Raw genomic sequence first — 19,050 nt, 5'->3', positions numbered from 1 at the left:
TGAAAGAAACCGGATTTTATTGTTTGACAAAGCAACTAAAAATAAACGACGGATTCATTCCATCACGACGATTAGACCAATAAAACCCACGGATTGGTAACAAATCTGATGGTGCATAAATCATGCCAGCCAAAAACTGGCGGAGTTGATACCAATTTTCAGTTCGTTAGGAAAAGCAAACGCTTCCTACCAAATATTAGCTAAATTCGCTACCTCAATCCTGATCCTTTATTTTTATATTCCATGCCTTCCTTTTTCTATTTGATGCTGTACGGGTTTGCCATTCTCCTGACTGGCCCGGTCGCCGATTCCGGTCATCCACTCGCACCCGGCCATTTGCCGGTGGTGGTGGCCGAACCCAGCGGCAAGCTGCATCTGACTTTTGGCCAGGATTCGGCGATCTATTACGCGACCACATCCTCCAAAACTGCGTCATTTGGTACACCCACGCTGGTAGCGGTTTTGCCAAACCTGGTAGCAGGTGCCAAGCGAGGTCCCCAAATCGCCGTTACGGCCCAGTACGTCGTCATCAGTGCGGTCAACCGGGCGGGCGATCTTTTTGCCTATTCCCTGGATCGGGCAACAGGCCGGTGGTCATCCGCCGTTCGCATGAATGATGTGCCTCAGATTGCCAAAGAGGGTTTTCAGGCCGTTGCCGGGGCGTCGCGCGGAGTCTTTCATGCCGCCTGGCTCGACCTTCGGGACGATAAGAAGAACAAGATTGTAGGAACCACCTCCCGCGACGGGGGCCGAACCTGGTCGGCCAATCAGGTGATTTACCGCTCCCCCGACGGCACGGTTTGCGAATGCTGCAAGGTTTCGATGGCGGCTAAAAACAATGACGTGTACGTCCAGTTCCGCAACTGGCTCGACGGCTCCCGGAATTTATACCTGGCCCACTCGACCGACGGCGGAAAAACCTACGCTCCGGCTCAAAAACTGGGAACCGGCACCTGGCCACTAAAAGCCTGCCCGATGGACGGCGGTGCAGTGGCAATTTCGGCAACGGGCCAACCCTTCACCGCTTGGCGACGCGAAAACACGCTGTATACCTGCCAGCCCGGCGAACCGGAGCAAGCCATTGCCACTGGCCGCAACATAACGCTCACCGCCGGACCAACGGGGCCACTCCTGGCCTGGGACGATGCCGGGGTGGTTTGGGTGAAATCCGGGACCAAGCCGGCGGTTTCGGTCGGAAAGGGCCAGATGCCCAGTGTAGCCGTGGTGGGCAAAACCGCCGTCTGCGTCTGGGAATCGGATGGAAAGGTGATGACGGGGACGGTGGGGTTGTAGGATTGTTAATGGTATTCGGTTTGCTGTTGCCAGAAATGGCTGTAGATTTTCCCTTTGTTTACCAGTTCATGATGCGTCCCTTCTTCGACCAGTTTGCCATTTTCCAGGACCAGAATCTGATCGGCCTGACGAACGGTACTCAGCCGATGCGCGATGATCAGAATGGTTTTTCCAGCGTCACGAAGGCTGTGAATGGTTTGCTGGACATATTGCTCCGAAACCGAATCAAGGGCCGATGTTGCTTCATCAAAAATCAAAATTTCGGGATTTCGATACAAGGCACGGGCGATGGCAATTCGTTGTTTCTGACCGCCTGACAACATCGCTCCGTTTTCACCCAGGTAGGTATGGAAGCCGTTCGGTAGTTTTTCAATGAAATCAGCGATGCCCAACTGCTGACAAATAGCCAAAACATGTTTCATATCCGGTACCGACTCCCCTAATGCAATGTTGTCAATGATGTTTCCGGCAAACAGATCGATCTTCTGGGGTACGACGCTAACTACCTGCCGCAAACTGGCGGGATTGATGTGTTTGATATCGAAATTGCCAATGTAAATACTTCCTTTTTGCAGTGGATAAAGTCCCTGCAGCAGCGATAATAAGGTCGATTTACCGGATCCGCTTTCGCCCACAATGGCCGTAATTTTTCCGGCCTGAATAGTCAGCGACAAATCGTCAAAAACCGTTACACGGGAACCGTAGCGGAAGGACACGTTCCGGAAGGAAATTTCGCCGATCATATCGGACTTCAGACTAATGGTATTGTCAGAAGTTTCGCGTTCAAGATCCATGATTTCGAACAATCGGTCGGCCGCAATCAAGGCATCCTGAATGGTTCGGTTTGCACCGACCAAACTAGCTGCCGGGCCGGTAAAATAGCCAATCAAGGCATAAAACGACAAGAGTTCACCGGGCGTAATCTCATTATGAAGAACAAACCAACCACCTACCCACAGCAAAATAATGGTAAATAACCGGGAAATCAGTTCGGAAATGCTTCCAACGTAAATCGCACTACTGCCCGACTGGAAAATGGTTTGCAAGAGTTTCACAAACCGGGTTTCGGTTTTAGCTCCGGCATATTCCTCCAATCCAAACCGCTTGATCGTTGACATGGCATTGAGGGATTCCACCAATTGCGATTCCAGCTCGGCGGCATCTTCCATTAGGCGACGCTGATTTTTCCGATTAATGCGGTTCGTAATCCAATACAGCAAGGCATACATCGGAATAACCAGCAACAACACCAGGGCCAGTTTCCAATAGTAGGTGAACATCAGTCCGAACGAGAAAAAGATAATCAATACGTTGACAATCAGATTGAGAGCCGTATCGTTGATGAACGTCCGGATTTTAACCGCATCGTTGACCCGCGAGACAATCTCGCCAACACGCATGCTATCGAAAAAGGATTGGGGTAGTTTGAGCAGGTGCTTGTAGTAGCCCAGAATGAGGGCCGCATCCATGCGCTGACCGGTTTTGAAATTGAAAAAACTCTTGACTGTACCTATGAAGAGTTGCAACAGCAATAGCACGATCATCACCACACTGAGAAGATTCAGCAGATTCTGGTTGGCTTCCGGCAAAACATTGTCGACCAGTTTCTGCACATAAATCGAAGTGGTCAAACCCAGCAAGGTATACACAACGGCACCAAACAAAGCCTGAGCCAAAACCGCCCGGTGCGGACGGAGCAACTGACCGAAACGTTGTAAAACCGAGGCTTTGGAATTACCGGTTTCAAAGGTTTCATCCGGCAGTAACAGAACCAGTACCCCCGTCCATTCCTGCTTGAATTCGTCGTGTGTCTTTTTGTGGATGAGACCGTCGCCCGGATCCATGACCACAACGTGTTTTGGCGTTACGTCATAAATCACCACGTAGTGCTGCAAAACACCCTTCAACACCACGTGCGCAATGGCCGGTTTAGGGATTTTAGAGAGGCTTTCAAACGGCCCCTTCACCCCCTTCGCCTGAAAACCGAGTTTCTGTGCTGCTTCAATCAAACCCAGCACATTCGTTCCTTTCTGATCCGTAGAGGCCATTTGCCGAATCCGGGCAACGGGCAACAATAACCGGTGGTGCGCGGCTACGGATGCCAGACAAGCCGCCCCGCAGTCGGTAATGTCGCGTTGTTTAACTTTGATTCGGCTGTTCATGGTGTGGTGGGAAGGCGACACACGCCTAACGGATGCTACTGACGACGGACTGATTCACCGGATTCAGCCAGTCGTCGGCCTTGTCGTAGAGTAAATCGAACAGCGACCGGCGGGTAACAATAAACCGGGCGTGAACCGTCATACCTTTCTTGAGATTTCCACGGTACCCATTTTTCAGGCTTAGAAACGATTGGCTGAGCTGGCAGCGGACTTTAAAAACCGGCTGGTTTTCGACCAGAATAAAATCATTGGCAACGTCCAGAATCTGACCTTCCAGCAAACCCCACTGGTTGTAGTTGAATGCCGCAATCTGAAAGCGGGCTTTCTGTCCAACCCGCAACAGGCCGATGTCTTTGGGTGTGGCATAACATTCGACAATCAACGTAGAATCGGGTGATATGGAACCGACCACCTCTCCGGCCTGCACAAAACTGCCGACATAACGACCTGAAAGCTGGCTGATGGTACCGCCCACGGGCGCTTTGATTGTGGAGAAAGCCTGCTCCTGTTTGAGTTGACGCTCCTGAGCCATCAAATCGGTCAATTGCAAACGGTGTTCGGATAAAGCCGTTTGCCACTCACTCCGCTGACGTTCCACCAGCGTCTTGTATTGGGCCACGACGGTTTTGTAAGCAAATTCCTTGTCTTCAAACTCCAGCCGGGCAATGACTTTGTCGGAATACAACTGTCGGTTCACGTCTAACTCACGCTGGCGTTTCTGCTGGGTTTGCAGGTTTTCCTGCGCCAGATAGCGGAACTGCTCATATTGCTGGCGGTAGAGCGGGGAAGTTAGTCCGGTTGCCGAAAACAAGCGGTTATCCGTCAGCCGGGTTAATTGTTCCAAATCGTGGATATACGCCCGTTTCTGGGTTTGTTGCGTGGTCAGTAACCGGAGTTTCGTATCCGCAATATCGGTTTGCAACCGCAGCAATGGCTGACCGGCCCGTACCACCTGATTATCCTGTACCCACAAAACCGCCACCGTGCCGCTGGCTGTCGTTTTAACCTCACTCCGCTCCGCCACCGGTCGGATTAAACCGGATGCCTGAACCGACACATCGACGTAAATGAACGGGAGAGCGACAATGGCCGCTGTGATGGCTAGCAAAACGGAGGTGTATAGGAGTTGGCTTCGGACGGTGACGCGGGGGAGGTAAACCAGTAGCTCATGGTCGGATAATGACGTGTCAGCCATGTGTAAATAATTTAGGCCACGTTACAGAACCGTTGATTAAAATATGAAGTAGCACTGACCACAAAAATCCATTTTTCAACCTTATTATACCTAATATTACACCTAAAAAAAATTGAGGTAAAACATATATTAAATATATTGGGAGTAATATAAAATGGAAATTAGAAAAATTAAAGATATGAAATAAAGCAAATCCAAAAGAGCTAATTGCCAATAAAAAAAATTTATTTAATCTTAACAATTTGTCATTAAAAAAATCAGAAAAAGTATAAAAAAATATAAATATAAAAAAGCATATCAAAAGCCGAATAGTGGGAAAAGTACTTAAATACCAAACTGGTCCTGATATAAGAAAAAAAAATATTGTAGATGAAATTATTATATTTTTTTTAGTAGGATTTAAAATAAGTCTAAATGAAATTTCTTCAATTAATGGCCCAATTAATGTCACAATGATAGCACCAATAATTACACCATATTCTTCTAATAAGCTTGAACTTTCATGGTGATTTTCCAAGATAGAATTAACACTTATCAATGGCAAAAAAACTTTATCTACAACTAAGATCAATATTACACTTATTAATGTAAAAAAATAATGTAAAAAAAAGCCAACCGTAACACTTTTCAATTTATCCACCCACCTATTACCAAAATAGAGAGCTGTAGTATATGCAAATTTTTTCATAGTATATTACTTTGACTGGTAGCTGTTTCGCAACAACTACCAGTCAAATTTATCAACGGCCAGTAGCTTTACTAAACAGTAAACCTTCAACGAATCCTTTCAGTGTTTGATTCAATATCTCTACAGCATTTGTAGCATGTCCTACTAATTCTCCACAGATATATCCAAGGTCTTCTGCCCATTTACCTCCATCAATTTCAGAGATTGATTTGCAATCTAATTCAATGATTCCCCACTGGGATAATTGTTCATTTTCCATTTTTGTCAATAGCGTTAATATTAGTAAAAATGATTGTAAAAGAGTCTTATTTTACCTTCCTTGTCTTGCATTAGAGTAACCATCGCTGAAACCTGAGCAGAATTCATTCCAGGCACTTGAAACTAATGACGAGAAAGAAGCAGATCCCTGGTTGTGCCCTTCCCAATAACCATAACCACCATTAATTTTTCGCAGGTCATTTTCTTGTATTTCCTGAAAACCAAAATCTAGTATGTACTCTTGAGTCTTTTTCATTGTCGTTTATATTTTGTGGATTACCGTACTTTAATAGGGGAAGCCATTAGATTAGCTGCTGCATCTAATACATCCCAAAAAAAACTTGCTGCGGCCGCAGAACCCTGGTTATGACCTTCCCAGTAACCATATCCACCATTAATTTCCTGTAGATCGTTTTCAGTGATTTCCTACAGGGTAAGATTCAAACTAAGTTCATTCTCCATGTGATTGAAAAGTTTAGTTCTCCCAATCTCCCCGCCATCTCATCCTCCCGGGCTGGTGAGCAACAGTTATTGGTTGCACAAACCTAAAACCTGCCCAGCAATTATCCTGCCACTGGGAGTGGTAAAAATTCTACTCTCAGTGGGAATCCGACAACTATTTTACAAACGTCTGGCAATCTCTGCTTTTAAGGTGACTTTTTCGGTAACCGCACGTCTGAGCATAAAAACCTCATTCTATGCAACAGGATATCGACATAGCAAGAATACTCCGTAAATTACGTGATCTGTATGGATATACTCTGGAGGGCGTAGCAGATGGCCTGGGAAAAAGCACCGAAGGGTATCGGAAATATGAAGCGGGTCAGACTGATCCCACGTTCAAAACTCTTCAACAACTAGCTTGCTTCTATAGAATTACAGTCGTTCAATTGATTGCCTTTGATGAGGAGAGCATGATCCAGATCATGGTAAAAAACAGAACCCAGCAAAAGAAAAAGTAGGAGACGGTGGGGTTGTAGGATTAATCCTAGGTAATCAGTTTAGGCCATTCTACGGAACCATTAATCAGAATATGGAGCAAAACGGATCATATCAATCCGTTGTTAATTCGAATGGTGCTGGCAATCAAGCCCATGAAAAATTGGGGTAGGACGTAAATGGGATATAGATACCATACCGAGTAATGGATCGGATCAAAATTGGTAATGTGAGCCAGGCTGAAAATAGCAGAGGAAACAATTATCCAGCTTGAAGGGCTTACAGATGAATAAACTTCTAAAACTTTCTTGTCAAAGCGACGTATTACAAAAAAACAATTAGGCAAACCAGGATTCTGAGGTAGTAAGAAAAACCATCAATGTAGTAAACGTCACCTGTAAAGAAAAAAAGTAATAAAGCTACTGAAATAGCGATTGTAAAACCCGAAGGTTTCAAAAATAGCCTGAAAGATAATTCTTCAAAAATTGGAATCAGAATCGTAACCAGAAACACGCCATAAAATAGCCCTATCTCTTCAAGAAGGTCATCAATCTTATAATGCGTAGCATAAATCGAAGGCTCACCGATCCAAGGAAGAATTTCCTTATCAATGATTAAAATAAAAATGATGGATAATAAAGTAAAAAAAATATGGAGCAACCATCCTCTAAATACAGATTTAAAGTTATCCTTAGCACTCATACTTGCGTATAGAATTTCACTAAAAATATCTAATAATCTATACATTAGGACTTACGTCTGATAATTATTTACACTTTCGCTTTTTTAAAGTTAATAACTGAATCAATTTTAGGTTTATCTTTAAATGTGTTCAGTGTTTCGTACCCTCTGATAACAGTTCCAAAGCTTATAGTACCAGATACGTTTTCAATAATATCTTGCCTACTGTCAAGTAGCAATAAAATGAAACTTTATCTGGCAAACTCTTTTCCGATATCAAAAAAATACCTTAGAATCGCCAATGAAATCATACACATCCCTATCATACAGAGAAATAAATTGATATTCTCCTCTGTATCTGAATCTAAATGCTTCATCTGAATAACATTAAAAAATCAATCTGGATCAGACATTTTTAATACTAAAAACATAACGCACTACGCACATTTTCCATAATATCTACCTAAGAAATACGCCAGTTGGCCTGCCAGCAGAATAAAAAAGCAGAAAGCCATTACTAACATAGAGATTGTCTTGATATCTAACGTATCAGTGTCTAGTCCACGCTTCAGATCGCGTTTAATCAGTCTGTATAAATTGGCGATGGTTGTCATTTTCTTGAGCGTTATTCAAAGCGGTTTTTTCCCGAGACCTGGTAATGCGCTCCGTGGCATAGTCATACCCCAAATGAAACAACCTGATCAAGGTTAGTATTAACACCGTTAACCAAGCTAGTTTTACTAGTTTTGACGCGATACGCATTCGGCTTTTCTTACCTTAGACGCACCGAAGACCGGAAAGTAACGCTTACGCAACCGCTTTTTTCACAACTAAAAACGGGTAGGCTTGAAACAAAAAAACCGCCCTGATCCTCAGACCAGAGCGGTTTTGCAACGCTCTCTACAATCAATTGCCCGGCTTCACCTCCGCCACGACTTTGATCGTGTTGTAATACAAAGTCGTTAGCCCTTCGAAACCGGAGTCCGTGCCGACCAGCAACCACAACTCACCGGCATCGTTGGTTTTGGCCGTAATCGGCTGCGTGGTGCTGCGCTGGATGAGTTTATACTGCGTTGCATCGTTTCCGGCGCCAATGTTGCCCAGCACCGGCACGGCATCGCTGCCCGTAGCCTGGTTGCCTTTGTCGACGTTCAGGCGGTAGTCGTCGCCTTCCTTCACTTTCTTCGGTTCCGTGGCCAAAACCCCGGCTTTTAGATAGACGCTACCTCCCGGCGAACCGCCGATCCCGACGCTGTTGTCGCCGTATTTCGACGCTAATTCTACTTCAAAATCAATCGAATACGTCTGATTCGGCTTCAAACCCGTCACTTTCTTTTTCAGGAACATGAACAGATCATCGCTGCGGTTGTGCCCCGAAATCATGAACGACTTTTTGGAAACATCCAGCGGCTCGGGCAATGCCTTGTGGCCCGACTGAAACTCAATAATATCCTCCTGCGCCGTCGAATAATCCGTCACCTCGGCAACCCAACCATCGGTATTTGTTCGAAAATCAGAGTTGGTCAAGGTTACCGGGCCATTGGGATCCACTTCATTATCCTGACAAGCCGCGCCCATGAATAACCAGATGGCGGCAAACGTCCATTTTACAAACTTCATAACTCTAGCTTTTAATACACCCCTAAATCCCCTAAAGGGGACTTTTTTGCATTTGGTAGATTCTGCGTCCAAGTCCCCTTTAGGGGATTTAGGGGCTGATATGAAACAAAACAGTGTGGTAGCTACCGGTTGAATGACCCCGGTTTGGAAAGCACCGTTGGAACGTTCGTTTATTTTTCGACGGTTTTCTTCGCCACTTCCGACCCATTCGACAGAGAATGAGCCAGTTTCACCAACCGAATAAATTCACTCCGGTAGCCTTCCGGGTCACGACCGAGGGCCTTTTTCGCCAGCGTTTCGACCTGGCTATATTGCGCCTTCCCCTTAAATTCCGAGTCGCGGAGCAGCAGCCCGAATTCGGCGACGGAAGCCGAAAACCGGAAGTCGGCCGAGGTTTTGTCCCACGTTTGCGGCTGGTACGTTACGACCTGTTTCATCAACTGACTGGTTTCGTCATCCGGTTTTTTATAGCGGATTTTCAGCGTCAGCAATTCATTCGGGTTGCCCGTCGAAGTCGCCTGCCGCTGGTATTTCAGTGGATCCACTTTCTGCAAATACCGGCTTTCGACGCCCGCCGGAATGATTTCGTACAAAGCCGTCACGGTATGGCCCGACCCCATTTCACCGGCGTCCTTCCTGTCATCGTGAAAATCTTCGTTGTTCAGCATCCGGTTTTCGTAGCCGATCAGCCGATAGCCCTGCACCCGCGCCGGGTTGAATTCCAACTGGAGTTTCACATCTTTCGCAACCGTGAACAGCGTCCCCCCGAACTCTTTGCCAAACACTTTCTGCGCTTCCTGTAGATTATCGATGTACGCGTAATTCCCGTTGCCTTTGTCTGACAATACCTCCAGTTTGTTGTCTTTGTAATTGCCCATTCCGAAACCCAGCACGCTTAGGAAAACACCTGATTTCCGCTTTTCCTCCACCAGCCGCTGCATGTCGCCGTCGCTCGAAACGCCCACGTTGAAATCGCCGTCGGTGGCCAGGATCACGCGGTTATTGCCGTCTTTCCGGAAATTTTCCTGCGCAATCTGGTACGCCAGCCGGATGCCTTCGCCCCCCGCCGTGGAACCTCCCGCCGACAACTGACTGATCGCATCCTTGATTTTTTGCGGCTCATTGCCCGGTGTCGAAGGCAGCACCAGCCCGGCGGCTCCGGCATACACGACAATCGCCACCCGATCCTGCGGGCGGAGTTGGTCGACCAGCAAGCCCAGGGCGGTTTTAACCAGCGGCAGTTTGTTGTCAGATTCCATCGAGCCCGATACATCGATCAGAAAAACCAGGTTGGAGGCAGGCAGGTTGCCGGTCGGGATGCTTTTGGCCTGTAAACCAATACGAAGCAGTTGCAAACCCGGATTCCAGGGGGAGTCGGAAAACTCGGTTTTAACGGCCACCGGATCAGTCCCGGTCGGTTGCGGATCGTCGTATTCAAAATAATTGACCATTTCCTCGATCCGGACGGCATCTTTGGGCGGCAAGCTTCCGCCGTTCAAAAACCGCCGGATGTTGCCGTAAGCAGCCCGGTCTACATCGACCGAAAACGTGGTAACTGGCTGGCTCTGAGCCATTCGAAAGCCGGTTTCATCAATTTTGCTGTAATCTTCGGTGTTAAAAACAGGAACGACTACGTGTTCAACCGCGTAGGAAGTGGCCGACCGCATACCCACACCCATCGGCCTCGGCATACTTGGTTGATGAACCGTACCATATCCGACAACCACCGATTCCTGTAAGCCCCGGACATCGGTATTGAGTTTTACATCGACCACCGTTTGCGTCGTAATTTTCACTTCGGCTCGCTGAAAACCAATGGAGTTGAAAATGAGCAGTTGCGGACCATCCGGCACGGCGATGGTGTAGCGGCCGTCGGCGTTGGTGGTTGTCCCGGCCAGAGCGCCCCGGAAAGCGACATTCACGCCCGGCAGCGGCTGGTTCGTGAGGGCATCCGTCACACGGCCCGTAAGGGTCCGACTGGATCGAACGGTCGATACGAAGAGCAGTCCGAGCATCAGAATTGAAAAAATAGTGCGCATGGTCGTATGGAATTGAGGAGTCTTTTTTCTCCTATGGATGCAAACCGGTTTTGAATTCCATACGGCACCGAAACTTTTTTTTGTAAGTTGCACGGCAGCCGTATCCAGCGTATGTTTTTCAGGCAGTTCCGAAAATCTAAACCCGTTACCGACGCCGACTACCTTTCGGCTTATAAAACTACGGGCGATCTGGAACTGCTTGGGGCGTTGTATGAACGGTATATGGACCTCGTGTATGCGGTGTGTTACAAGTACTTGCGCGACGAAGACGAAAGCAAAGACGCGGTAATGCAGTTATTCGAACAACTGATTACGGATTTGCGGAAATACGAGATTCAGAACTTTAAAAGCTGGCTTCATTCGACCGCCCGCAACCACTGCCTGATGCAGTTGCGACAGCGGAAAATGATCGCGGGGGAGGTGAATGACGAGACCGAAAGCAGAGCAATGCCGCTGACGGTTTGGCCGGAAACCGACGGTCTGGAACTGGAAATGAAGTTGAACCAACTGGACGATTGCCTGAAAAAGCTGTCGGAGGAACAACGCACCAGCATTTCCCTGTTTTACCTGAACCAGAAAACCTATGCCGACATTGCCGAACTGACCGGCTACGATCCCAAGCACGTGAAAAGCCACCTGCAAAATGGCCGACGTAACCTGAAAATCTGCCTGGACCGGAACACCGACGCAACCCATGACTGATGCCAACCGACATAACGACCTCCTGACCGCCGACGACCTGCGCAACTACCGGGCCGGTACGCTTTCCGCTGCCGAACAGCACCGGGTGGAACGGCTGTTGCTGGAAAATCCGCTGTATGCCGACGCGCTGGAAGGACTGGAAGCCGCTGAACAGGAAGGCATTGCGCTTCATACGGCGTCGAATGCGTTGCGCGAACGGTTGCAAAACCGCATCGGCAACCCAAAAATCCGGCGATGGCCGGTTTGGATCCCGGCTGCTGCGGCTTCGGTGGTGCTGGCGTTGAGTATTGGTTTGTATTTGCGGTTACAGGAAAAACCGCAATCAGAGCGTATGGTCAGCTTACCAGCGCCGAAAATTTCAGCGACAGAAAAAACCGCTCCGCCGGTCTTTCCTACTGAAATCCCTCGTTCGGAACGAATTGCGAAAAAAGTTGCGCCACCGAAACCCGCACTGGCGAACCCAAAAGTGGCCCAGAATCCTTCCAAAGACAGCCTGATTTTTCCGAAGAATTATTTAATTGCCTCCTCGTCAGAACGGAGGGCAGCACCCGGGGCGTTTCGTTCAGCATCCGAAGAAATCGTGGTTTACAACACGACCGGTCTTGATAATCCGGGATTGAGCGGTCAAGTGACTGACGAAGCGAACCAACCCCTGGCGGGTGTTTCGATTGTTGCCAAAAAGGCCCGACGTAGCAGCAGTAGCGATTCGTTGGGACGGTTCCGGTTGGAAAATGTCGATCAAAAAGACTCCTTACAAATCATGTCCGTCGGTTTTGAAACGCAAACCGTTCGGGTGGCTGACCTTGAAACCACTAAAATCCAGCTAAAACCGGATTCGAAGGCCCTGTCAGAAGTCGTTGCGGTAGGATACGGTCAACAAACCCAGGCCAACAAGCCCGCAGCGAGACGGGAGTCCTCGCTGGCCCTGACGAATTCAGGTGCTCCCTCCGCCCCTGCCAACTTCAAAACCTACCTTGAAGAAAACCGCCGGATGCCGCCCGAAGCGAAGGCGAAAAGCGTTACCGGCACGGTGCGCGTCCGGTTTCAGGTCGCTGTCGACGGTTCTGTCAGCCAGTTCACGGTTGTGCAATCGCTGGGGTATGGTTGCGATGAAGAAGCGATCCGGCTCATCCGCGAAGGCCCGCGCTGGAAACCGGCTTTCCGGAATGGCAAACCACTCATCCAGTTTGTGGAACAGGACATTGCGTTCTGAAACCGTCTAACCGGTGGGGCTGTTTCCTGCGGAAATTCCCGGTAACTTGCCGTACGGATGTTCTACCCCAACCGGTCATCTGCTTCAGAAAAGACATGCTTCAATCCAAAATAAAGTCACAATTAGAAGCCGGTTACGGCAAACCCAAATCAGAATCGTTCGATTTTTTCAGGATTGAACAGTTCTTCGCCAATCGGCCGAAAGAAAGCATGCATCACCTGATTTCACAAAAGACCTATCAGGACCTGGACTTTGACGAGGTCTTTATGTTTGTAGACCGGACGGTTTCGAAAGTGGGCCAGCAATATTTATACGCCAGGCTGCGAACCATCGATTTTTTAGAGGCTAAAAACCAGTCCTTCGAACGTCTCATCAAAACCTTTCAGAATGTTGACGAATTACGGGAGGATGCAGGAATTCAGCTTTCCAGCCTTTCGCACCAGAACGCCTATTACATTCCGTCGTTGTTTTTAAAATCCCATCTTCAACCTCCGGACTGGTTTTGGATCGTGAAAGTGCTGCCCTTTATCAGCATTTTTCTACTGCTGCTGCTTCCTTTTTATCCGCCCGCATTTTTGTGGCTGTTTGGCATTTTAGCGATTAATTATGCCATTCATTACTGGAACAAAAATAATGTGTATCAATACATTGCTTCCATTCCGCAACTGCTTCGTTTAAACCAGGTTGCGAAAGAACTGCGCCAACACGAAGCGTTAAAACCGGAAACCGATGACGTCAATCAGGCGATTGAAATCCTCGATGAAATGGGCTATTCCATGTCTTTTTTCAAACTGGAGTCCAAATTGCAGAGCGAAGTGGGCATGATCGTGGAAGTGCTTACGGAGCTTTTCAAAGCGTTGTTTCTCATCGAACCGTTGTTACTGTTTCGGGTTCTCCACCAGATCGACGCAAAAAGGGCTCAGATCGACGCGGTTTTTCAATACGTCGGCAGAATCGATACGGCTCTTTCCATTGCTTCATTGCGAAAAGGTGTAACCCACTATTGCCAGCCAGAAATCACTGAAAAAGCGAAAAAACTCAGCGCGACGGATTTATATCATCCACTGATTCCCAATCCCGTTGCAAATTCCGTCACACTCGTCGATAAATCGGTTTTGCTGACCGGGTCGAACATGTCGGGAAAAACCACCTTTATCCGAACGATTGGGATCAATTGCATTCTGGCCCAAACCATCCATACCTGTTTCGCCAGTGCGTTTACGATACCTCCGATGCGCGTTTTGTCCGCTATTCGCATCGCCGACGATCTGCTTAGCGAGAAGAGTTATTATTTCGAGGAAGTGCTGACCATTAAAGGGATGATTGACGAAAGCCAGTCTGAAATCCAAACCTTATTTTTGCTGGATGAACTCTTCAAAGGAACCAATACCGTCGAGCGGATCGCGGCCGGAAAAGCCGTACTGACTTATCTGAACAAAGGACCACACCTGGTTTTTGTTTCTACGCACGACATCGAACTGACTGATTATCTAAAAGATACGTTTGATTTATACCACTTTACCGAGATTGTGGAGGAAGACCGGATTGCTTTTGATTTCAAGCTCCGGGAAGGCAATCTCAAAACCCGGAACGCCATACGGATCCTGGAACTGAACGCTTATCCGGCGGAGGTGATCCGCGAAGCCAATGCTTTATCGGAGAAAATAAGCAATGCCGGCGGCTAAAATCCGTTGCCTTTTAAAAGCACCGCCGAAAACCGGGACAACCGCTACCCGTTTTCGGTCCGTGGATTCGGCCTCTTTAAAGCGGCACCGTTTTACGGAAACCTTTATCTTTGCGCCCTTCGAAAAAATGTCAAACATTTAACGACAGGAACAGTTGTAATGAATGCAAATCAAACTCACCTCACGCGAATGAATCGATTACATTGCACAATGAAAAGAAGTATAGTATTGGGAATGATGTTATTAGTAGCCAGCTCGTCTACCCTGCTGGCCCAGCAACGCTGGAGTGCCGGACCCCGTCTGGGCGTTAATATCTCGAGTCTGTATGGCAAGAGCAGTTATTATAATGCCAAAGTCGGTTTAGTAGCGGGTGGCTTTGTCAGCTACAGTTCGATCAATCACTTTGGTATTTCGGCGGACATTCTGTATTCGCAACGGGGTGGTAAATACGATCAGCCCAGCGACCGAAGCAGCCATACGCAGCACCTCAACTACCTGGAGATTCCGGTAGTTGCCCGGTATTATCTGAACCTGAGCGGCAATTTCCGCCCCAATCTGTTCATCGGACCCTCTTTGGGAATTTTGCTGAACTCCAAACGGACGAATTCTATTTATCAGGGGCAGTCTTTCCCCGATGCGAAAACCGACGAGGAGTTTGAACCCCTCGATCTGGGCGGAACGGCTGGTTTTCAGGCTAATTTCAAAGTCAAAAATCGCCAGCGTTTCCTGATCGATGCGCGGTATACCCTCGGCCTTACGAACGTCAGAACGAATCCATCGCCCTGGCTCGGTAATTCAACCGTAGCGCTCACCCTCGGTTACAGCTTCGGCATTGGCCGGAATTATTAAGCCCGTATCCAAGGGCCGCCTGTGCGGCCCTTGGATACGTATATCACTGTCCGTATAACGCTTTTGAAGCGGCTTCGTATTTATCACCGGCAACCCACTGCGGCCGGGCGGGTTTGTTGGCAATCAACCGGGCGGCATACGAAAAAGCCTGGCTGAACTTGAGCAAATAGCCGAAATCAATCGTTTCCGGGTTGTCGGCCGCTTGGTGGTAATACTTCATCAGCTCCTCATCGAACTTCTTGAAACCGGCTGAGAACGTCGGTGCCGGAACGCCTTTCACCGCAAAATTGACGTTATCAGAGCGATCGAACAGGTTTTGTTCGGGGGCCGGATCGGCAAAAACGCTCAATCCAAACGCTTTGCTGGCGGTTTCTATCTCGGTTTTTGCGCCCGTTCGCTCCAATCCTACCACCGAAACAAGCGTGGTGTCATTGTAGCCCGCACCATCGCTGTTCAGGTTAAAAACGGTTTGTTTCAACGGAATCAACGGGTGTTCGGCGTAATACCGACTGCCCAGTAATCCCATTTCTTCGGCCGTCAGTGCCAGAATCAGAATCGACCGTTTGGGCCGTTGCGCCTGCAAGGCCTTCGCCGACGCCAGAAGGGCCACCGTTCCAAAGGCGTTGTCCCGCGCTCCGTTGAAGATGCTGTCGGCCGACGTATACGGCTGACCGCCCTGCTTGCCAACGCCCACATGATCGAAATGGGCCGACAACAACACGTATTCTCCTTTCAATTTCGGATCGGTTCCTTCAATAACCCCCGCGACATTAACCGCATCGACAAGCTGCTGCAAACGGCCCGACGTCTGAACCGTCACCGTTTGAGCGGCCTCTTTCAGTCCGGCCAACTGGTTTTTTCCGTTATCAACCCAAAGGTGCAACAGCGTCGGCAATTCGGTGGACGTGGCCAGCGTCATTTGCTCGCCCTGAAACGCCCGGGTTACAATCGGCCACGGATACGTTCCGCTCGTGTAGAGTTCAATCAGCCCGGCGGCTCCTTTTTCGGCGGCTAGTTTCCGCTTCTGTTCCGAAGCCGCCAGCAAGGCGCGGTTGGTAGTGGCTTCCGGCGAACCAACCTGAGCCACCACAAGTTTACCCCGCACATCGCGTCCGTTGTAGCCATCAGCGGTTTCGGTAAGTCCGTAACCGACATACACTGTTTCCGCTTTCAGATTCGTTTCCCTCCCGCCAATCACCACGAACTGTTTTCCCGCTTGCAGCGAGTCGCTGCCAATTTGGAGCCGGGCGTAAGCGGCCGGTTTTGACCGGAGAAAGGGCACTTTCTGAAAATAATCCGCTTGCCCGGCTACCGGTTTTAGCCCCAGCGTCCGAAATTGTTCGGCAAGGTAGCGGGCGGCCACAAAATTGCCCGGATCGCCCGTCCGGCGACCCTGGAGTTCGTCGGCGGCCAGAAAACGCATGTGCGCTTCGAGTTCGGTGCGACTGAGTTTGGATTCGGGAAGTTTAGCCACCGGCTGCGCCACCGCAAGGGCGGAAAGGAAAAAACCGGTTAACAAAAAGCCGTACGATTTCTGCATGATTGTGAAGTGTATAATTTAATTGGTTTGTTCAAAACGGCTGTTCCCCTGTTCGGCCTTGTCACGCAGGTTTTGGGTGGGGCGAAACCGCTCTCCATAAGCATCGGCCAGCCGGTCCGCTTCCTGCACGAAGGTTTTTATGCCCACAAAATCGACAAACGACAGCGTGCCGCCCGTGTAGGCCGGAAATCCCCAGCCCAGAATGGAGCCAATGTCGGCGTCCAGTTGGGTTCGGATCACGCCTTCTTCAAAACAGCGTACGGTTTCGATTACCTGTCGGTACAAAAGCCGTTTTTTAACTTCATCAACCGACGGCTGTTGGTCGGCCAGCGGGAAGAGTTCCGACAGCCCCGGCCAGAGGTATTTCTTTTCGCCCTCGGGATAGTCGTAAAAACCGGCTTTCGATTTTTTTCCCAACCGACCGAGGGCCACAAATTTTCCGGCCACCTGGTACGCCGTATCGTCTTCGGTCATCATGCCGTCGTGGATGCTTTGGCCGGAAATTTTGCTGATCAAATCCAACGCGACTTCGTCGGAAACCGCCAGCGGTCCTACGGGCATCCCGGCATTTTTTCCGGCATTTTCGATCAAAACGGGATTCACACCTTCTTTCAGCAACTCCATTCCTTCCGACGTGTAGGTCGTAAACACCCGCGACGTGTAAAAACCGTGGGAGTCGTTGACCACAATCGGCGTTTTGCGGATCTTTTTCACAAAATCCAGGGCAAAAGCGAGCGCATAGTCCGACGTTTGTTTTCCCACGATCACCTCCACCAACTGCATCTTATCGACCGGCGAAAAGAAATGCAGACCAATGAAGTTTTCGGGTTTGGCCGATGCCTGCGCCAGCCCGCTGATCGGCAGGGTCGAGGTGTTCGACGCAAAAACGCCCGCTTCGGCCAGCATCGGTTCGGCTTCTTTCGTCACCTCCGCTTTCAGGTCGCGGTTTTCAAAAACCGCTTCAATAATCAGGTCGCAGCCCTGCAGATCAGTGGCATCGGCCGTGGTTTTGATCAGATTCAAGGTGGCTTCGGCCTTTTCGGGCGTTCCTTTCCCGCGCTCGATGGCCTTTTTGAAAACCGTCCGCGAATAGGCTTTCCCTTTTTCGGCAGCTTCGACCGACACATCTTTCAAAACCGTTTCGATACCGGCCAGCGCGGCTGCATACGCAATGCCCGAACCCATCATGCCGGCTCCCAGAATACCGACTTTTTTGACGTCTTTTGCCGGAATCGTCTTCGGACGACTGATGCCTTTGTTGACTTCGTTCAGCCCCAGAAACATCGTCTGGATCAACCCCTTGGCCACTTTCGAGGTCGCGACCTGCACGAAATACCGGGCTTCGATCACCAGCGCGCGGTCAATGTTGACCTGTAACCCTTCGTAAACACACGAAAGAATGGCGAGGGGGGCCGGGTAGTTTCCGCGCGTTTTTTCCATCAGCATCGCCGTTCCCGCACTGAACACCCGCGCTCCCGTCGGGCTTTGCACCGCTCCCCCCGGCACCTTGAAATGCTCTTTCCCGACAATCCGACCGGTTTTCCGGTCACGCTCATCCCACGGCTGCAAGGGTTCGGGATTGGCCGAAAGCCACGCAAACGCTTTTTCCAGCAGTTCGTCGCGGGAGGTCGCCAGCTCATCCACCAGACCCAGAGCCAGGGCTTCTTTCGGACTCCCGCGTTTGCCTTCCAGCAACAGCGGCAGGGCGGCTTCCATTCCGAGCATCCGGGGCAACCGCTGGGTTCCGCCCCCGCCGGGCAGCAAACCGAGTGTCACTTCGGGCAAACCAATGACGGCTTTCGGATTGTCGAGCGCAATGCGGTGGTGACAGGCCAGGCAGGCTTCGTAGCCCCCGCCCAGCGCCGTACCGTTGATGGCAGCGACAACCGGCTTTCCCGATGTTTCGATGGCCCGGAAAACCCGGTTCAGTTCCGCCGAAACCTTCAACATGTCGCCCGGCTCTTTGTCATTATTGCGGAGAATCATCTTCAGATCGGCACCGGCAATGAATTCATTTTTCTCCGACGTAATGATGATGCCTTTGACCTCCGCGTCGTCGTAAGCCCGTTGCAGCGCAGCCTCGAACGCCGGAATGGAGTCGTCGTTGAGCACGTTCATGGGCGCGCTGGTCATGTTCCAGCTCAGCATGGCGACGTTTCCGTCGATGGTGTAGTTAATCATGGTCA

The 19,050-nt window shown here is 49.5% G+C and carries 17 protein-coding genes; 6 read left to right on the top strand and 11 right to left on the bottom strand.

The window, feature by feature from the left end; genetic code table 11:
- The first annotated feature begins 243 nt into the window (after window positions 1-243).
- Window positions 244-1,293: a sialidase family protein gene (locus tag ACS5NO_RS01345; protein ID WP_439413497.1), complete on the top strand. Its 1,050-nt coding sequence runs from the start codon at window positions 244-246 to the stop codon at window positions 1,291-1,293.
- A gap of 5 nt (window positions 1,294-1,298) precedes the next feature.
- Here the strand turns inward: ACS5NO_RS01345 and ACS5NO_RS01340 are convergent, their stop codons facing one another.
- The 5 genes from ACS5NO_RS01340 to ACS5NO_RS01320 are packed head-to-tail and all read right to left on the bottom strand — an operon-like array spanning window position 1,299 to window position 5,852.
- Window positions 1,299-3,455 carry a peptidase domain-containing ABC transporter gene (locus ACS5NO_RS01340; protein ID WP_439413496.1) on the bottom strand — a complete coding sequence of 719 codons (2,157 nt, stop codon included), beginning with the start codon at window positions 3,453-3,455 and terminating at the stop codon, window positions 1,299-1,301.
- A 25-nt stretch (window positions 3,456-3,480) separates the two neighbouring features.
- On the bottom strand, window positions 3,481-4,650 hold the full coding sequence (locus ACS5NO_RS01335; protein ID WP_439413495.1) for a beta-barrel domain-containing protein: 1,170 nt from the start codon (window positions 4,648-4,650) through the stop codon (window positions 3,481-3,483).
- Complete coding sequence (locus tag ACS5NO_RS01330; protein ID WP_439413494.1) at window positions 4,643-5,338, bottom strand: CPBP family glutamic-type intramembrane protease; 696 nt, start codon at window positions 5,336-5,338, stop codon at window positions 4,643-4,645. The genes ACS5NO_RS01335 and ACS5NO_RS01330 overlap by 8 nt, the downstream gene beginning before the upstream one ends.
- Before the next feature lie 52 nt (window positions 5,339-5,390).
- On the bottom strand, window positions 5,391-5,597 hold the full coding sequence (locus ACS5NO_RS01325) for a hypothetical protein (protein ID WP_439413493.1): 207 nt from the start codon (window positions 5,595-5,597) through the stop codon (window positions 5,391-5,393).
- 51 nt (window positions 5,598-5,648) lie between these two features.
- A complete protein-coding gene (locus ACS5NO_RS01320; RefSeq protein WP_439413492.1) occupies window positions 5,649-5,852 on the bottom strand; it encodes a hypothetical protein in 204 nt (67 codons plus the stop codon).
- A gap of 442 nt (window positions 5,853-6,294) precedes the next feature.
- On the opposite strand from ACS5NO_RS01320, the gene ACS5NO_RS01315 reads away from it, so the two are divergent.
- The gene (locus ACS5NO_RS01315) at window positions 6,295-6,558 is read left to right on the top strand and encodes a helix-turn-helix domain-containing protein (RefSeq protein WP_439413491.1); all 264 of its coding nucleotides are present in this window, start codon (window positions 6,295-6,297) and stop codon (window positions 6,556-6,558) included.
- 86 nt (window positions 6,559-6,644) lie between these two features.
- Here ACS5NO_RS01315 and ACS5NO_RS01310 read toward each other — a convergent pair whose 3' ends face one another.
- The 4 genes from ACS5NO_RS01310 to ACS5NO_RS01295 form a co-directional block, all read right to left on the bottom strand.
- A complete protein-coding gene (locus tag ACS5NO_RS01310) occupies window positions 6,645-6,881 on the bottom strand; it encodes a CPBP family glutamic-type intramembrane protease (protein ID WP_439413490.1) in 237 nt (78 codons plus the stop codon).
- On the bottom strand, window positions 6,860-7,282 hold the full coding sequence (locus ACS5NO_RS01305; protein ID WP_439413489.1) for a hypothetical protein: 423 nt from the start codon (window positions 7,280-7,282) through the stop codon (window positions 6,860-6,862). The genes ACS5NO_RS01310 and ACS5NO_RS01305 overlap by 22 nt, the downstream gene beginning before the upstream one ends.
- Before the next feature lie 840 nt (window positions 7,283-8,122).
- The gene (locus ACS5NO_RS01300; protein WP_439413488.1) at window positions 8,123-8,836 is read right to left on the bottom strand and encodes a hypothetical protein; all 714 of its coding nucleotides are present in this window, start codon (window positions 8,834-8,836) and stop codon (window positions 8,123-8,125) included.
- A gap of 170 nt (window positions 8,837-9,006) precedes the next feature.
- On the bottom strand, window positions 9,007-10,875 hold the full coding sequence (locus ACS5NO_RS01295) for a vWA domain-containing protein (protein WP_439413487.1): 1,869 nt from the start codon (window positions 10,873-10,875) through the stop codon (window positions 9,007-9,009).
- A 111-nt stretch (window positions 10,876-10,986) separates the two neighbouring features.
- Here ACS5NO_RS01295 and ACS5NO_RS01290 point away from each other — a divergent pair, with 111 nt between their 5' ends.
- The 4 genes from ACS5NO_RS01290 to ACS5NO_RS01275 all read left to right on the top strand — a co-directional run bounded on the left by ACS5NO_RS01290 (window position 10,987) and on the right by ACS5NO_RS01275 (window position 15,324).
- The gene (locus ACS5NO_RS01290) at window positions 10,987-11,577 is read left to right on the top strand and encodes an RNA polymerase sigma factor (protein ID WP_150876964.1); all 591 of its coding nucleotides are present in this window, start codon (window positions 10,987-10,989) and stop codon (window positions 11,575-11,577) included.
- Complete coding sequence (locus ACS5NO_RS01285) at window positions 11,570-12,790, top strand: energy transducer TonB (RefSeq protein WP_439413486.1); 1,221 nt, start codon at window positions 11,570-11,572, stop codon at window positions 12,788-12,790. Before ACS5NO_RS01290 ends, ACS5NO_RS01285 begins: the two co-directional genes overlap by 8 nt.
- Before the next feature lie 95 nt (window positions 12,791-12,885).
- Window positions 12,886-14,475 (top strand): MutS-related protein, encoded by a 1,590-nt coding sequence (locus ACS5NO_RS01280; RefSeq protein ID WP_439413485.1) that lies wholly within the window; start codon window positions 12,886-12,888, stop codon window positions 14,473-14,475.
- Between the two features lie 210 nt (window positions 14,476-14,685).
- Complete coding sequence (locus ACS5NO_RS01275) at window positions 14,686-15,324, top strand: porin family protein (protein ID WP_225309484.1); 639 nt, start codon at window positions 14,686-14,688, stop codon at window positions 15,322-15,324.
- 43 nt (window positions 15,325-15,367) lie between these two features.
- Here the strand turns inward: ACS5NO_RS01275 and ACS5NO_RS01270 are convergent, their stop codons facing one another.
- Both ACS5NO_RS01270 and ACS5NO_RS01265 read right to left on the bottom strand, forming a co-directional pair.
- The gene (locus tag ACS5NO_RS01270; RefSeq protein WP_439413484.1) at window positions 15,368-16,864 is read right to left on the bottom strand and encodes a M20/M25/M40 family metallo-hydrolase; all 1,497 of its coding nucleotides are present in this window, start codon (window positions 16,862-16,864) and stop codon (window positions 15,368-15,370) included.
- A gap of 18 nt (window positions 16,865-16,882) precedes the next feature.
- Window positions 16,883-19,045: a 3-hydroxyacyl-CoA dehydrogenase NAD-binding domain-containing protein gene (locus tag ACS5NO_RS01265; protein ID WP_439413483.1), complete on the bottom strand. Its 2,163-nt coding sequence runs from the start codon at window positions 19,043-19,045 to the stop codon at window positions 16,883-16,885.
- Window positions 19,046-19,050 lie beyond the last annotated feature (5 nt).

The organism is Larkinella fluvii, assembly GCF_051857545.1.
In the GTDB taxonomy this organism is placed as follows: Bacteria; Bacteroidota; Bacteroidia; order Cytophagales; family Spirosomataceae; genus Larkinella.
This window is presented reverse-complemented; position numbering and strand designations above follow the sequence as displayed.

Coding starts and splice junctions, on each gene's coding strand:
- ACS5NO_RS01345 (WP_439413497.1), top strand. CDS start 244: ATGCCTTCCTTTTTCTATTTGATGCTGTACGGGTTTGCCATTCTCCTG.
- ACS5NO_RS01340 (WP_439413496.1), bottom strand. CDS start 3,455: ATGAACAGCCGAATCAAAGTTAAACAACGCGACATTACCGACTGCGGG.
- ACS5NO_RS01335 (WP_439413495.1), bottom strand. CDS start 4,650: ATGGCTGACACGTCATTATCCGACCATGAGCTACTGGTTTACCTCCCC.
- ACS5NO_RS01330 (WP_439413494.1), bottom strand. CDS start 5,338: ATGAAAAAATTTGCATATACTACAGCTCTCTATTTTGGTAATAGGTGG.
- ACS5NO_RS01325 (WP_439413493.1), bottom strand. CDS start 5,597: ATGGAAAATGAACAATTATCCCAGTGGGGAATCATTGAATTAGATTGC.
- ACS5NO_RS01320 (WP_439413492.1), bottom strand. CDS start 5,852: ATGAAAAAGACTCAAGAGTACATACTAGATTTTGGTTTTCAGGAAATA.
- ACS5NO_RS01315 (WP_439413491.1), top strand. CDS start 6,295: ATGCAACAGGATATCGACATAGCAAGAATACTCCGTAAATTACGTGAT.
- ACS5NO_RS01305 (WP_439413489.1), bottom strand. CDS start 7,282: ATGTATAGATTATTAGATATTTTTAGTGAAATTCTATACGCAAGTATG.
- ACS5NO_RS01300 (WP_439413488.1), bottom strand. CDS start 8,836: ATGAAGTTTGTAAAATGGACGTTTGCCGCCATCTGGTTATTCATGGGC.
- ACS5NO_RS01295 (WP_439413487.1), bottom strand. CDS start 10,875: ATGCGCACTATTTTTTCAATTCTGATGCTCGGACTGCTCTTCGTATCG.
- ACS5NO_RS01290 (WP_150876964.1), top strand. CDS start 10,987: ATGTTTTTCAGGCAGTTCCGAAAATCTAAACCCGTTACCGACGCCGAC.
- ACS5NO_RS01285 (WP_439413486.1), top strand. CDS start 11,570: ATGACTGATGCCAACCGACATAACGACCTCCTGACCGCCGACGACCTG.
- ACS5NO_RS01280 (WP_439413485.1), top strand. CDS start 12,886: ATGCTTCAATCCAAAATAAAGTCACAATTAGAAGCCGGTTACGGCAAA.
- ACS5NO_RS01275 (WP_225309484.1), top strand. CDS start 14,686: ATGAAAAGAAGTATAGTATTGGGAATGATGTTATTAGTAGCCAGCTCG.
- ACS5NO_RS01270 (WP_439413484.1), bottom strand. CDS start 16,864: ATGCAGAAATCGTACGGCTTTTTGTTAACCGGTTTTTTCCTTTCCGCC.
- ACS5NO_RS01265 (WP_439413483.1), bottom strand. CDS start 19,045: ATGATTAACTACACCATCGACGGAAACGTCGCCATGCTGAGCTGGAAC.